Source organism: Anoxybacillus sp. FSL W8-0104, assembly GCF_038004465.1.
Taxonomy (GTDB): Bacteria; Bacillota; Bacilli; order Bacillales; family Anoxybacillaceae; genus Anoxybacillus; species Anoxybacillus flavithermus_G.
In genome coordinates this window covers 1,505,791-1,521,170 of the sequence record NZ_JBBOQU010000001.1, presented here as the reverse complement: position 1 = coordinate 1,521,170, position 15,380 = coordinate 1,505,791, and the positions used below count along the sequence as shown (strand labels likewise).

The 15,380-nt window shown below is 42.0% G+C and carries 9 protein-coding genes and 1 pseudogene; 8 read left to right on the top strand and 2 right to left on the bottom strand.

Features of this window, described 5'->3' with window-relative positions; translation table 11 throughout:
* The first annotated feature begins 551 nt into the window (after positions 1–551).
* The 5 genes from tnpC (at position 552) to NST18_RS08050 (ending at position 8,909) form a co-directional block, all read left to right on the top strand.
* Positions 552–2,000 (top strand): IS66 family transposase, encoded by a 1,449-nt coding sequence (tnpC, locus tag NST18_RS08070; protein ID WP_340721335.1) that lies wholly within the window; start codon positions 552–554, stop codon positions 1,998–2,000.
* Between the two features lie 625 nt (positions 2,001–2,625).
* Positions 2,626–4,455: a MotA/TolQ/ExbB proton channel family protein gene (locus NST18_RS08065; RefSeq protein WP_340721334.1), complete on the top strand. Its 1,830-nt coding sequence runs from the start codon at positions 2,626–2,628 to the stop codon at positions 4,453–4,455.
* On the top strand, positions 4,452–5,123 hold the full coding sequence (locus NST18_RS08060; protein ID WP_088223264.1) for an OmpA/MotB family protein: 672 nt from the start codon (positions 4,452–4,454) through the stop codon (positions 5,121–5,123). The genes NST18_RS08065 and NST18_RS08060 overlap by 4 nt, the downstream gene beginning before the upstream one ends.
* A complete protein-coding gene (locus NST18_RS08055) occupies positions 5,120–6,397 on the top strand; it encodes a hypothetical protein (RefSeq protein ID WP_340721332.1) in 1,278 nt (425 codons plus the stop codon). The genes NST18_RS08060 and NST18_RS08055 overlap by 4 nt, the downstream gene beginning before the upstream one ends.
* Positions 6,372–8,909, top strand: a complete 2,538-nt coding sequence (locus NST18_RS08050) for a DEAD/DEAH box helicase (protein ID WP_232467195.1) — start codon at positions 6,372–6,374, stop codon at positions 8,907–8,909. Before NST18_RS08055 ends, NST18_RS08050 begins: the two co-directional genes overlap by 26 nt.
* Before the next feature lie 185 nt (positions 8,910–9,094).
* On the opposite strand, the gene NST18_RS08045 is transcribed toward NST18_RS08050, so the two are convergent.
* On the bottom strand, positions 9,095–10,468 hold the full coding sequence (locus NST18_RS08045; protein ID WP_340721331.1) for an IS1380 family transposase: 1,374 nt from the start codon (positions 10,466–10,468) through the stop codon (positions 9,095–9,097).
* Between the two features lie 489 nt (positions 10,469–10,957).
* Between NST18_RS08045 and NST18_RS08040 the strand changes: the two are divergent.
* The 3 genes and pseudogenes from NST18_RS08040 to NST18_RS08030 form a co-directional block, all read left to right on the top strand.
* Positions 10,958–11,146 (top strand): annotated as a pseudogene (locus NST18_RS08040) (nuclease-related domain-containing protein); the annotation flags it as partial.
* 232 nt (positions 11,147–11,378) lie between these two features.
* On the top strand, positions 11,379–12,659 hold the full coding sequence (iscB, locus tag NST18_RS08035) for an RNA-guided endonuclease IscB (RefSeq protein WP_088223581.1): 1,281 nt from the start codon (positions 11,379–11,381) through the stop codon (positions 12,657–12,659).
* A 61-nt stretch (positions 12,660–12,720) separates the two neighbouring features.
* Positions 12,721–13,014 (top strand): nucleotidyltransferase family protein, encoded by a 294-nt coding sequence (locus NST18_RS08030; RefSeq protein WP_171700871.1) that lies wholly within the window; start codon positions 12,721–12,723, stop codon positions 13,012–13,014.
* Positions 13,015–13,051: 37 nt separating this feature from the next.
* On the opposite strand, the gene katG is transcribed toward NST18_RS08030, so the two are convergent.
* Positions 13,052–15,256 carry a catalase/peroxidase HPI gene (gene katG / locus NST18_RS08025; RefSeq protein ID WP_340721329.1) on the bottom strand — a complete coding sequence of 735 codons (2,205 nt, stop codon included), beginning with the start codon at positions 15,254–15,256 and terminating at the stop codon, positions 13,052–13,054.
* Between the last annotated feature and the right edge of the window lie 124 nt (positions 15,257–15,380).

Here is a 15,380-nt window from a genome sequence, read left to right as displayed (position 1 = left end):
AAAAATATATTTAGGCTTTCAAAAGTTGCATACGAAGGGGATTAAAATACATTCTATGTATATTTTACAGTAAATTTCATTAATTTTATATAAAAAATCGTCTTTTGTCGAAAGATAGAAATGGGGGAACAGTTTAAGCATAGATATAAATACTAGCAAACAGTACCTGTCACTGTTCGCTAACGGTGCAGCTTGTCACGCTTGTGGGTTTGTTTCCGAAACGTCGTGCGAATGGGGAAATCAACTTCTTGACCGACGTACATTAATTCCTTCAAGTAACGGTGAGGATCTCGCGTTTTTCGAATTGTAATCTATTTTGTGTGGGAAATGGATCTTGTATCGACTTATAGCGAACAGTGCCTTTCACTGTTCGCTGTTATAAATCTACCAATTTTATAGTATATTGGTAATTTTGGGGATAATTAAAAAAACGAGGAGGAAAGCAAGTATGAAGAAAAAAGTAACTATTCAGCCACATCATAAAGTGAGCTGAATATTTTCTTCTTTCCCTGTCTATGATGTGAATACTGATAGACAAGGAGGTGAATCGCATGTTGACGGTACAACAAGCTGTATTTACAGTTGAGAGCTTAATCGGCAAAGTTCAACAACAAAAACAGCTCATTCATCAACTCGTTCAAGAAAATGAACATTTGCGTCACGAAAACAAACAACTACGCAAAGAAAATGAACAACTGAAGTACCGTGTTCAAGAGCTGGAAGCACGCACGAAAAAAAACAGCTCCAATAGCCATTTGCCCCCATCTTCTGACCGTTTTGCCAACACACGTTCTTCTCGTCAACCATCTGGCAACAAGCCAGGCGGACAAGAAGGACATCAAGGAACGACGCTCCGTCAAGTGGAACATCCACATCATCGTGTCGTCCACCGTGTGCATACGTGTCAAGGATGTGGGGCTTCTTTGCGTGAAGTCAAATCGTTCAAAGTCGATATCCGTCAAGTGTTTGATGTCCCTCCTGTGCCGATCGAGGTGACACAACATGAACGTGAAGTGAAATCGTGTCCACATTGCCGATGTGTTCAACAAGCCGAATTCCCATCCCATGTCACGAATCATGTGCAATACGGTCCACGGCTCACGGCGCTCGTTGTTTATTTACATCATATCCAATTGATCCCGTACAAGCGTTTAAGTGATACAATCGAAGCGTTATATCAACACTCGATTAGTACGGGAACTCTTGCCAATATGGTGAAACGAGGACGCGAAGCGCTGGAATCAAATATGGACGTCATCGAAGACGCCTTACTTGAATCCAACATCCTGCATGTCGATGAAACGAGTTTGCGCATCAATGGGAAACTCGCATGGGTGCATGTCGCGTGTACATCGAAATATACGTACTTGGCTCCTCACGTTTCTCGTGGAAAGAAAGCGACTGATGATATTGGGATTCTTCCCCGATATCAAGGAACGATGATGCATGATGGGTTCGGTACGTATCCGAAATACACGCAAGCCACCCATGCCCTTTGTCACGCCCATCATTTGCGTGAGTTAAAAGGCTTCATCGAACAAGGGCATATGTGGGCATCGCGCATGACGACGTTTCTGTTAGCTGCCAAACAGGCTGTCGAAGCCCATCACGGTGCGCTTTCCGAAGAAGAAGCGAAACGATGGGAACGAGTGTATGATCGCATCCTAGAAAGAGCACAAAACCGATTGGAAACGACCACGCCTCTTCCGAAAAAAGCACTCGCTTTTGTTCGGCGCCTTCAAAAACGAAAGGAAGAAGTGTTGCGTTTCTTACGTGAAGTGCATGTTCCCTTTGACAACAACCAAGCCGAACGCGATCTTCGCATGGTTAAAGTCAAAGAGAACATTTCGGGTACGTTTCGCGAAGAAACATTCGCCCAGTCTTTTTGTATCACAAGAAGCATCGTTTCCACACTGACGAAACACGAAAAAAACGTGTGGGATTCGTTATGTCTTCTGTTGACAGGCGAAACGCTCGATCGTGTTCTTTCTACCACTTAGGGCATTTTCTATTACGGGGATGCCTTATTTGTGTTGCGCTCCTTTACATACTACTATCGGGATGAATAGTTACCTTTTCTTCGCGACGTTTTTTACGACAAATTGTTACGAAATACCAATCTTGCGTTTCTAAAAAGTGTAAATGTCAAAATAAGAATGCACAATTTTGATTGCATAGTGATGTACAAAAATGATTTTATGGATAATTATGTTATTAAGTGGTGGATAGTAATAACTTGACATGGAGCCTCTACGGGCATGACTTACGAGCCAAGAAGCCAGCAATATCAATAGCTGGCTCCGCCTAACAAAGCTATCATGCCCGCCTCTCCATGTAGAGTTGCCCTAAGGTAATGAGAGAAACTATATAGCTTTAAACAATCATTTTTGTACATAGTTAAATTAGCATTTCCAACTAAAAAGTATTAACTTCTATGAAAAGAATATGTAAAATAATGTTGTTAATAATCTACTAATTCCACTAGAAGAGCGAAGGTGATAAGCGTTGTATACTGTTTTTGAACATTTGTTTTCACTTATTGATAAAATAGGAAATAAAGGGTTTACGGATATTTTTCTTTATTTTCAGTTGTTCTTGTTTATTTCCATGATTATTTTTCAGTTTATGAGAATTAAAAAGGAAATGGATGTAATGAACTATTTGAAGCCGAAGCTCATGGAACTTACTCGTTCAAGTGGTGTCGCTCCTAGTGAAATCGATCAAGAGTTACATGCTCTTTTTGCAAATGTGAAAAAATCGAAATATAAAGAGTTATGGGAGCGCTATTATGAGCGAGTGTCACAAAAAAATGAGGATGAGCGTATCAAAGTGGATCCGTTTTTTGGATTCGATGTGATGCATTATCACATGGGATATCGTCATTTAATGGACATGGGAGCAGGTATTCACGTCAGCATTGGGGTGCTTGGTACGTTCATTGGTTTGTCCGTGGGGCTTTCTGAGTTGAATAATTCTGGAGGTACAGAAGCGTTGCGCTCTGGAATAGGCAGTCTGTTAGGTGGAATGAAAGTGGCCTTTTATACATCGGTATGGGGAGTTTCCTTATCGTTGTTATGGACAGTGTTTGACCGCTGGATCAGCGGGCGGCTTGATAAAGCTATTGATTGGCATTCAGAGAAGCTCGACTTTTTATTGAGTACAGACGATGAGGAACTGTTTTTAAACCGTCTAGAGAAAATCTCGAGAAATCAAGCGGATCATTTAAAAACATTGTTAACAGACGCATTGGAAAGAGCGATGCAGCCGGTGGTAGCGACGATTCAACATTCACAAGGAAATATACAATCGGCGTTTAGTCAGTTAACCGATCAGTTCGCTAAATTGCAAGCAGGGGTAGAAAATCAGTCTAAATTACTTGAGTCACAAATCGAGTTGACAAAAAATACGAGCCATGACGTCACGAGTCGATTAGTTGATCAAATTACCGGTGGAACGCAGCAATCGATTACGCACTTTACTACACTCGTTCAAGATGCACAAAGTCTTCAACAACAAATGATGATAACGGTTGAGAGATTAATTGAAAACTTTGCAAGTACGGAAAAGAGTCAAGCAACCACGCTAGAACGTACAGAAAAAATGTTTGAACAATTTGAGAAGATGACCCTTGAGTTAGAAGGAATGAGAAATCATTATAAAGAAACAGCGAGTGTCATGGAGAACTTAGGATTGACGTTCCAACATATTCAACAAATGACAAAAGAGCAGCTTCCTGTTCAACATGAAATTGTCAAAAGTAATCAGACGCTAGTCGAGAAATATAGCGACTTAACCGAAGGATTTAAGCAATTTAACGCTCAGTTAGAGGCAAAGTATGAAACGCTCCTTCAACAAATCGTGACGACTTCGGACTCTTTATCACATTCATTCAAAGAAATGGCCGAACGCTTTGAACGCTCGCTTGTCATGCAGCAAAAGACACTACAAGAATCGGAGGTTCTTCTAACCAATATTCAGTCGGTTGTTTCTGTGTTGACACCTTTAGCTCCAGAGTTGAAGGATGTAGCTGGAGATATTAGGCGTCTACAAGAGCAGCTGTTACATATGCAGGAGATACAAAATGAATTGTTGCCTGAGCTTGTTCACCTAAGAACACAAACGAACGAAACGGTAGAAAATGCATTGCAAACAACGAAAATGTATATGCAAGACATAACAAAGCAGCTAAGTGTACTTGAAGAAAATTGGACAACGACGAAAGAACAACTCACAAAAATAACAGATGCGTTACATTTGTCGATGAAAGATTTCGCTGAAAACGTTGATAGTGGTTTAAGTAAAACGTATCACCATTTCGATGAGACGTTGACGAAAGCGGTACAAGAAGTAAGCAATCTTGTTTACCAATTTAGTGAAGTACAATCAGAGTTCATTGATACGTTTGAAGAAGTGGTAGAACATCTCGATAAGATGAAAGCAGGGGCAGCATCATGAGGTACAGAAAAAGAGGAGAGGTAAACTACTGGATGTCTTATGCTGATCTTATGAGTGCAATGCTCATGGTGTTTGCCCTGCTGCTTATGGTTGTTATTCTTGATTATCGTGAGCTACTTGAAAAAAAAGAAAAGCAAATTAAAGAAGTGGTGAGTGTTAAGACAGAAATTATTCAAGCACTAACAGAAGAATTTAAAAAATCGAATATGTCTATCGAAATTGATCAACAAACCGGGGCGATTCGTTTTCCAGGAAGTATATTGTTTAAAACAAATTCTTCAGAAATCTCAGAGGAAGGGAAAGTATTTCTCAAAAAATTTATTCCGAAATATTTAGGGATTTTATTGCAAGATCGATTTAGAAACGAAATTTCTAGCATTATTATTGAAGGGCATACAGATAAACAAGGGACTTACATGTACAATATGTCTCTATCTCAAGCAAGGGCGTATTCTGTTTTGGCATATATTTATGGCGATCAATTTCCGAACTTTAAGGAACGGGAACTCTCGAAGAAATATATCACAGCAAATGGGAGAAGCTTTAGCAGTCCATTGACAAATGAAAAAGGACAATATGACCCTGAGCGTTCACGACGAGTAGAATTTTTATTCCGTCTGAAAGAAGATGAAGCGATTAAAGCCATTGAAAAGTTGGTGAACGAATGAGATATGAATATAAACCGTCTTTATTGCAAGGGTGGCTGCGTGAAAAACGGCAGCCACTTTTAGAAAAGAAAATAGAAAATAGTAATGAAAAATATCGTGGGTTATTAGAGCAATTGAAAGAAGAGTTCCAAAGCAAGTCATTTCTTTCAGAAACCGCATTCATTCGCTGGGCAAATAAATTATCAAGACGGGAAAAGCTGCTTTTGCCTAACTTATACGATGAAAAATTACCAGAAGATATAAAAAAAGCAATGATTCATGTGTTTCAACAAACGGCGAAAAACGAACGTCGGTTGTTTCGTGTCATGGTGGATGTTGTGTATCAAACGTGCAACTTAGATGAGTTGTGGAAAATTTTAAAGTACTCTTACGCTTCTCATAAAGAGAGGCTTGAGAAAAGAATGGAAGAGAAACAAGCGGGAAAATGGCGGAAATTTTTAGTGAGTAAAGATCCAATTTTGTATTTAGCAACCGAAGCATATGGGAGCGAAAAAGGGATTTTAGAGGAGTTAGAGACGTTCTATCTGAAGAAAAACTTCCCACTTTTCAAGTTAGTTTTAATGGAAATTTTTAATTTAGCAGATGAACAATTTTTTCTTCAAGAACAATCGCTTTACAAAGAACTGTTTATCTCAGCAACAAATGAAGAACAACAAAAAATGGCACATCAATTGATTCATAAGTGTAAGTTGAATCATGTTAAACCGTTAGGAAAGCTTATATTTGAGAAATTAAAAACATATAGAAGGAAACCGATGTTGTGGCGGTATGTAGGGGAGGAAGAAAAGCGACGCTTTGCTCAATGGATATTGAAGTTAGAAATGAAGGATTTTTTTGGGGATGTAGACCAAAACCATGAGCGATACAGATATTGGGAAAAATTTATTAGTAAGTTAGAAGATGTTGTCGTCACGGATGGGCGTTCGACGCTTATCATGTATTTTTCAGACGTTGTCATTATGGAAGTATTAGGAACAGGGGCCGTGTACATTTACAGTTCTGCTGTTTTTCAAAAACATTTTCAGCCTAAAATTGACCGAATGTTAGCAGAAAGAGAAAAGTATAGCCACTCTTGGATGAAGTCGAGGGAGGTAAAACGAAGCGAACTAATGAACAAAGATTTGACCCTTCCTGGGGGATGGCTAGTTCATAACGGGGATTGGCAGTATAAGTTTGATGCATGGCTTCGTCGCGAACTTGGTTGGGAGGTACGAAGGGATGTTCTTCTTCAAAAAGAAGCAGAAAGAGATGAAGGTGATTTTGACACCGACTGAGGGCGGGATTCATCTATCGTTTCAAGTGCAAGACGGAAAAACAGTTCGTGATGTTCGTCTTCCGTTATCTAAGGAGGAGATTGAAACGTATTATCGATATAACGGCTTTCAACAATATGTAGCGTGGGAAGAATTGTTCGATGCAGGGGTGCTCGTTGATTCGGTCTTACCGTATGATCATTATTACGAACTGTTGCGTGATGAACAAGGACGGGAAACGTTGCGCACATTATCGTTGCCTATAGAAGAAACAGAAGTAGATGGACAGTTATTATTGCAGTCCTTGCCGCAAGAGGGGCAGTTAGCTTTGCGATTGTTTGATAAAAGTGGACGGAATTTAGACCGAATCGGTAGACCGATCGGTGCTTTTTATCATGTGAAAGACGAGTTGTATTTACTTCCAGAAAAAGTATATCACTTAAAGAAAGCACTTTCGCAAAGTTACGAATCAGGGTATCAAAAAGTTGGCATTTGTCAACAACTCGCAAAAGAAGCAGGCATCCAATTAGAACATTTCCTTGAAAACGAAACGTACCATGTGGTTGATCAATATGATTTAGACATTAAAGTGCATAGCCATGATCATATTGAGCTAGTTCCTGTTGGAAGAAATGAGTTAGAAACGATGTATTTAAATCAACCGTTACTCGAGAAAGGATTTAAAAACGGGGAGAAAAGGGATCGTTTTGTTCGTACTCCGCGTGTTCACGAAGATTTAGTTCATCTAAGTAAAAAGCGGCATATTTTTGGGGAAGAGGTACCGTTATTTTTTGAGAACCCGGCAGCGGTATTGCCAGAACATGATTATTTAATTGATTTGGAGAAATTTTCTGATCGTGTGAAAGGAATTGTACAGATTGAGCGAGTTCGGCCAATTTCCCACGAGGGTACCGGGTTAAAATGGTTTGATGAAACGAGTGGGATGCAAGTTCCTTATGATATAGAGTTTCTGAGAGAGTTAATGATGAAGCATCCGCACCAGCAATACGTGGAATATAACGGGAAATGGATCTATTTAGATCCTGCGCTTCGTAGGAAGCTACTTGAGTTGCCGCAAGATGTTGATGAGCCTCTCAAGCGTCATTTTATGCTTGATATAAAAGATAATGAGGAAGCGTTAGAGTATAAAGTTGATACTGCTAAAGAGGAGTCGTTTTATCATTATCCTATTCCAGACGGGTTACGAGCTACCTTATTCGATCATCAAGTGGAAGGATTTCGTTGGCTCTGTAACTTGGCAGATCAAGGGAGAGGCGGATTGCTTGCGGATGATATGGGGCTTGGCAAAACGATTCAAGTCATCACATTTTTATTGCATCAAAAAAATAAAAATCAATTAGGCCCGACTTTATTAGTTCTTCCCATCGCCTTAATTGAGAATTGGATTGAAGAGATCAGTAAATTTGCTCCGGAATTGATGAATAAGTTGTATGTTCATAAAGGCAGCCAGAGAATTAAATCTGCTGAATTTATTTCGCAATTCGACATTGTCATGACGAGCTACGATACATTAAAGATTGACCAATTGTTATTAGGGAAGGTTAAGTTTCAAGCCATCATCTGTGATGAAGCGCAAAATATTAAATCACACACGAGTCAACGTTCGCGTGCAATTCGAGCGATGCAAGCTCAGTTTAGATTGGCGATGACAGGGACGCCGGTAGAAAATAGCTTGGATGAGCTTTGGGCTATTATGGACTTCGTCCAGCCGGGGGCGATGGGATCGTTAAAAGAATTTCGCGCAAAATTCGTGGAAACGATGAATTATGACGGGTTATTAAAAGTGCTTCAGCCTTATTATTTACGTCGGACAAAACAACAAATTTTAGATGATCGTTTGCCAAAAAAATATGTAGTGGAACCATTTTATGTGGAAGCATCGCTGATTCAACAAGATATTGCATCATCCATGCTGGCGACAAAAGAAATGGGACAAATCGCTATTTTAAATATGTTAATGAGGTTGCGACAATTGTATGGGCACCCAGGTGCAATCATCTCACAATATGAAAATCTCTCATATGCAGAAGTCCCTAAGTTGAAGCAAACGATTGAAATCATTGAAAAAATCAAGGAGAAAAACGAGAAAGTTATCATTTTTACTGAGTTTCGCAAATTGCACTTTATTTTAAAACGTTTATTTATGAGTATGTATGGTATTTCTGTTCCTGTGATTGATGGGGATACCCCGAATCGACAAGAAATTGTGCGACGTTTTAATGAGGTACCTGGCTTTGGGATTATGATTCTTTCCCCTAAAGCCGCCGGTGTCGGATTAACGATAACAAGTGCGAATCATGTCATTCACTATACAAGATGGTGGAATCCAGCGATTGAAAACCAAGCGACAGACCGTGTGTATCGTATCGGTCAACAAAAAGACGTCTATGTATATCACATTATCACAACAGATAAGAAAAACTTTCCGAATGGTACAGTGGAAGAGTTAATGCATGAACTGTTAGAAAACAAACGAGATTTAGCGGAAAATCCTGAATCCGTGATGGATTGACATCGACTTTGACTTTTTTGCTGGTTTTATGGATGCGTGATCCACAATTCCCTTTTTATGTTTAAAACAGATGTCATCTTCACTCTCGGAAATGAAATAAATATCCTTTTTAGGTATATAAACCAAAGAAAAAACAAAAAAGGACAGAGGGTTAGGATGAGTACAGAATTGCGAACAATCGTTCGTTATGCTCCTTCTCTCCATTTTATGTAAATGTTCAGTAGGGGCTCGCTATAGCCACTCCTTCGCGTCAGTTTCATCCAGATCTGTCGTGATCGGCGGACGAGTCGACCTGCCATCGTGATCACCGTCTGAATGATCGTCTTGATGCGGCGGCGTTTCACTTTATGATGTAATGGATGTCTCGGATCGCTTAATAGATCTTGTCCAATCAGGCGAAGAAGGTTGTACACGAATGCTCCCATGACTAACACGAGCGCATTCGTTTTCATCTTCCCTGATGGAAGTCGCTCTAAATCTAAGTCGCTTTTCAGTTCGCTATGAAACTGTTCGCATGTCGCATGATCGTGATACAATGCGAGCACATCACTCATTCGAACATGCTCGTATCCTTCGAGGCGCACCCAGTAGCTTTCGACTTCGTAATCAGGAACGAGCATCAGCTGTCCATTTCGTTCCATCGTTCGTTCCGTCACTTGGGTGACTTGAACGTACGTATACGTGTGTCCATCGATTGCTGCTGTCTGTGGAAGGCATAACTCATACGTTTGTACTCCTTCTGTTTGTCCATCATCGACGCGTCTGCCCTTTTGCGAAGCGATCTGGAACCAAAGCGCTTTCGATTCTCGGCGTAAGTTTCGCTTGATGACAAAGTCCACGTCTTCCTTTAGACATACGTGCACATTCGCTTCCGCATCGTTTCCTGCATCCATGCGGACAAGCAGACGAGACGAGGTCAGCGGACGAGCTCGACGGATGGCGGTAGTTAAAAACGAAGGCATGTTGTCTTGTACATGTTGTTTCCCTGGACGCAGCTCGGCATGAACGATATACCCTTCCTTCCCTGCGTACGCAAACAACGGCGTAAAACCGTCAAATCCTTTATACGTTCGACTCACTCCTTCTTTCTTCGTATCGGAGTTGTCAAATGGGGAAGCATCTATATCAAGGGGAAGCCATGTCGTTTTCCCTTTCGCCCAACAAGGGGACAAGGTAGCGTGTTGTCGAACCAACAGACGCATCGATTCCTCCCAAATGATGGTTTCGGTCATCGGAAGACAAGCGAGCTGATCGAGACGCTGTCGCAACGTTGGGGAGGAAGGTACGTGCCGAATGCCCATTGATGTCGAAAAGATATCGTCCTGACGATACGCTTCGATATGATCAAAATCCGTTTTTCCTGTGGCAAGCAAGCCGATCATCGAGCGAATGACGTCGCTATGGGAAATGTGCACATCTCGACGAACCGTTGGGAGCCGAAGTGCGTTTACTCGTTTATCCAGCTTCGTTTGGTGCAGTAAGTAGCCCACGAGAGCAAGCCCAGCACTTGGAGTAATCGCTTCATCTGTCAATACAAACCGAATCGGGAAATCTTTCATCACATTCACCTACTTGATGAAGAATCGTCAACGTCGTTTTCCCTTATCGTATCAACGGTTTGCGACCATTGTAAAGATGTTTTGTCACGGATTCAGGGAAAATATCATTGTTCCATTTAATGTATCGGACATTCAACAAAAAATCGTTGAGCAGATGGTATCGTAAGTAAGGGTGTGTATGTTTAATTGCTTTATTTTTCAGTGGGGTTGGAACGGTGATAGATACGTTTCTAGCATTCTTGGGAAGGTTAAAACATCACTTGTGCTAAGTACAGGTTGTGGTGATGAATTTAATAATCCCAGATACTATTCCCGAGGAGGGCTATATATAGCTGGGAAGTTTAACTTGTCGGAAAATTAATCGCTCACTCCATTTTCGAGTGAGCGATTTTATTGACCATTAAAGAAACTTTCATTCTTCTAGCCACAACCCACCTATTTTATATTATAATGGTATAAAAATCCTATTTTCCACTGGAGCTGGTTGAGATGGCGTACACGATTCCGGAAACGATTCGTTCGAGTGCAACAGCAGGGGAGCGGTTGTTGTTTCGAACGCTAAAAACGTATTTACCAGATGACTATATTGTCTATTATGAACCGGAGATTCGGGGGAGACGACCGGATTTTGTCATTATTGGCCCCGATTTAGGGCTTGTTGTGCTTGAGGTCAACAACCCAATGACTAAAGTCATGGGCTTGTAAGCCCCATGTTGACCAGACCAAGGCTTGAAACAGAGCCTACGTTATAGATGTCATGACACGTTCGGGTGCTTCTCCAGCCCGTTCCTCTGTCGTGCAAGGTTAAACAAGCGTGGTGGGTAGCGCTAGTGTCTTGCACATAACAAGCATCTATAACATGGTCGAGGAGAATATGACCTGCTTTATGCAGAGGAAAGGGGAGAACCCTATGGTTTTTGTGTTAGACACAAACAAACGTCCGCTTGCTCCTTGTCACGAAGCAGTTGCGAGAAAGCTGTTGAAACAAGGGAAGGCAGCGATTTACAGGCGATTTCCATTTACCATCATCTTGAAAAAATCAGTAGACGAATCAGAAATTAAAGCAACATATCGGCTAAAAATCGACTATGGAAGCAGGCATACAGGATTAGCGATTTTGCGAGGACAAGAAGTGGTATGGTTAGGGCAACTTGACCATCGCACAGACATCAAGGAAAGAATAGATAAAAGGCGTGCTTTTCGTCGAGCAAGACGAAATCGAAAAACAAGATACAGAAAACCACGCTTTCTGAACCGCAAGCGAAAGGAGGGGTGGTTGCCGTCATCACTAGAGAGTCGTGTGCAAAATATCCAAACATGGGTTAACCGCCTAAAGAAGTTATGCCCCATTGGGTATATATCATACGAAAATGCCAAATTCGACACGCAACTCATGCGAAATCCTGAAATCAATGGTGTAGAGTATCAACAAGGCACGCTACAAGGATATGAAGTACGGGAGTATTTGCTTGAAAAGTTTGGGCGGAAGTGTTGTTATTGCGGAAAAGAAAATGTTCCACTTGAAGTGGAGCATATCATTCCAAAATCGAGAGGTGGAACAGACCGAGTGGATAACCTATGTCTTGCCTGTCATGACTGTAATCAGCGCAAAGGAAGTAAGACAGCAGAAGAATTCGGGTATCCGCACATTCAAAAGCAAGTCAAAGAAACATTAAAGGATACAAGTGCTATCAACTCGACAAGATGGAAAGTGTATGAAGTGTTAAAGCAGACAGGATTAGATGTCGAGTGTGGAACAGGTGCACGAACAAAAATGAATCGTATTCGTTTAGACTTGCCGAAAACACATTATTTTGACGCTTGTTGTGTAGGCGAAAGCACAACAAATCACTTATATTTCAAAACAAAAGAAGTGTTATTTATCAAGGCAAAAGGGCGTGGTAGTCGCTCTCGTACAAACCTAGATAGATATGGCTTCCCAAGAGGTTATCTTGCAAGACAAAAGTTCTTCTTTGGCTTCCAAACAGGGGACATGGTTAAGGCTGTTATCCCAAGAGGGAAATATCAAGGCGTTTGGTTTGGCGAAGTCGCATGTAGAAAGACTGGAAGTTTCGATATTAAAGGCAAGGACGGTAAACGTATCGCACAAGGAATAAATTATAGATATGTCCAAGTCATTCAGCGATTTGACGGATATGCTTATGGAAAGGGGGTGGCGGAACTTGCGTAAGGTGCAATTCCTCCCCGTGCCTAAAGGCAGGGGCTTCCTTGCGTAAGTTTCGTGATTGATCGTGACAACATATGGAATTAACCAAACCGTATTTGAACGCCTAATGGCATATTTTCAAAGTGAAGAAGAGATCCGACGAGTTATTTTATTCGGCTCGCGCGCGAAAGGAACGGCGCGTTACAACTCCGATATTGACTTGTGCATCGATTATATAGGAAAGCAAAAGTGGAAAGTCATCGATGCGATTGATGAAATCGTCGGTATTTATTCGTTCGATGTGTTGTTTGCTGACTCGTTGAACAAAGAAATCGCACAGCAAATTAAGCGTGACGGAGTCGTTATTTATGAGAAATAAACAAGCAGGGGACAATCGTCCGCCTGCTTGTTTGGTTTTATGCTGTAACGGATGCTTTTGTTTTTTTCCGCAGGTCAAAGCGGTCAGCGTTCATCACTTTTACCCAAGCCTTGATAAAGTCGCGGACGAATTTTTCCTTGTTGTCGTCTTGGGCGTAAAATTCGGCGTACGAACGGAGGATCGAGTTCGAACCGAACACTAAGTCGACACGTGTGGCAGTCCAACGAACTTCTCCTGTTTTCCGGTCGCGAATGTCGTACAAGCCATCTTCTTTTGGTACCCACTCATAGCTCATATCGACGAGGTGGACGAAGAAATCGTTCGTTAGCACGCCGATACGATCCGTAAATACACCGTGAGGAAGGTCGCGATACGTTGCCCCTAACACGCGCAATCCACCAACTAATACAGTCATTTCTGGAGCGGTTAAGCCAAGCAACTGCGCTTTGTCGACAAGCAGCTCCTCAGGCGTGACGCTGTATGCTTTCTTTTGGTAGTTACGGAATCCGTCCGCAACCGGTTCTAATACAGCAAAGCTTTCGACATCTGTTTGTTCTTCGGTTGCGTCGCCGCGCCCAGGCATAAACGGTACACGAACGTCAAAACCAGCGTCGCGAGCAGCTTTCTCGACAGCGGCGCTACCGCCAAGTACGATTAAATCGGCAAGGCTCACTTTTTTCGGAAGTTCACGTTGAATATCTTCGTAAACGGAAAGCACTTTGGCAAGTCGCTCTGGTTCGTTTACTTCCCAATCTTTTTGCGGAGCGAGTCGAATACGCGCACCGTTTGCTCCGCCGCGCTTATCGGAGTTGCGGAATGTGCTAGCGGACGCCCAAGCTGTTTTTACAAGCTCGCTCACTGTTAGTCCTGATTGCAAAATGCGCGTTTTGATGTCTTCGATTTCTGCATCAGTTAATTCCACATCGCCTGCTGGAATCGGGTCTTGCCAAATGAAATCTTCTTTCGGTACTTCTGGACCGAGATATCTCGTTTTCGGCCCCATGTCGCGATGAATAAGTTTAAACCATGCGCGTGCAAACGCATCAGCAAATTCTTCAGGATGTTCATAAAAGCGGCGAGCAATTTTTTCATATGCTGGGTCGAACCGTAACGCTAAATCGGTTGTCAGCATCATCGGTGGCACTTTCTTGTTCGCATCTTCGACATCTGGAGCGAGATGTTCTTCTTTTAAGTTCACTGCTTCCCACTGATACGCACCAGCTGGACTTTTCGTGAGCTTCCATTCGTATTCAAAAAGCAATTGTAAATAGCTGTTATCCCATTTTGTGGGTGTCGGTGTCCAAGCGCCTTCTAGGCCACTTGTAATCGTATCACGTCCTTTTCCTTTTCCGTATGAGCTGATCCAACCTAATCCTTGTGCTTCGATTGGAGCGGCTTCTGGCTCCGGACCGACATGCGATGCATCGCCAGCTCCGTGCGCTTTACCAAACGTATGACCGCCTGCGATCAGCGCCACCGTTTCTTCATCGTTCATGCCCATTCGTTTAAACGTCTCACGAATGTCACGTGCGGCTGCGAGCGGATCTGGATTACCGTCCGGACCTTCTGGATTGACGTAAATGAGTCCCATTTGCACAGCAGCAAGCGGATTTTCTAACTCACGATCGCCTGTATAACGTTCCGAAGCGAGCCATTCTTTTTCCGCACCCCAATAAATGTCTTCCTCTGGATGCCATACGTCTTCACGGCCAGCGCCAAACCCGATCGTTTTTCCACCCATCGACTCAATGGCTACGTTGCCAGCTAATACGATTAAGTCCGCCCACGAAATTTTATTGCCATACTTCTGTTTAATCGGCCACAGCAGGCGACGTGCTTTATCTAAATTCGCATTGTCTGGCCAGCTGTTCAACGGTGCAAAACGTTGCGTGCCTGTTGATGCTCCACCTCGTCCGTCACCGATGCGATACGTTCCTGCCGAATGCCAAGCCATGCGGATAAATAGCGGTCCGTAATGACCGTAGTCGGCAGGCCACCAATCTTGGCTTGTCGTCATCAGTTTGCGTAAATCTTCTTTTAACGCCCAATAGTCAAGTTTTTGAAACTCTTCCGCATAATCGAACGTTTCGTCATGTGGGTTCGTTTTTCGGTCATGTTGATGAAGGATGTTTAAGTTTAGTTGATTTGGCCACCAGTCTTTGTTTGTTGTTTTGTTTGAAGCGTGACTTGTCACGCTCCCATGGAATGGGCATTTGGATACGTGTTCGTTTTTGTTTTCCACTCTTTTATTCCCCTTTCTAGCATATAAATAAAATGAATTGTCTCTCAGTTGTATACACAATGAAGTGATAATGATTATCAAATTATAATTATACTAAATTAATATTTAATAGTAAAGTATAAAA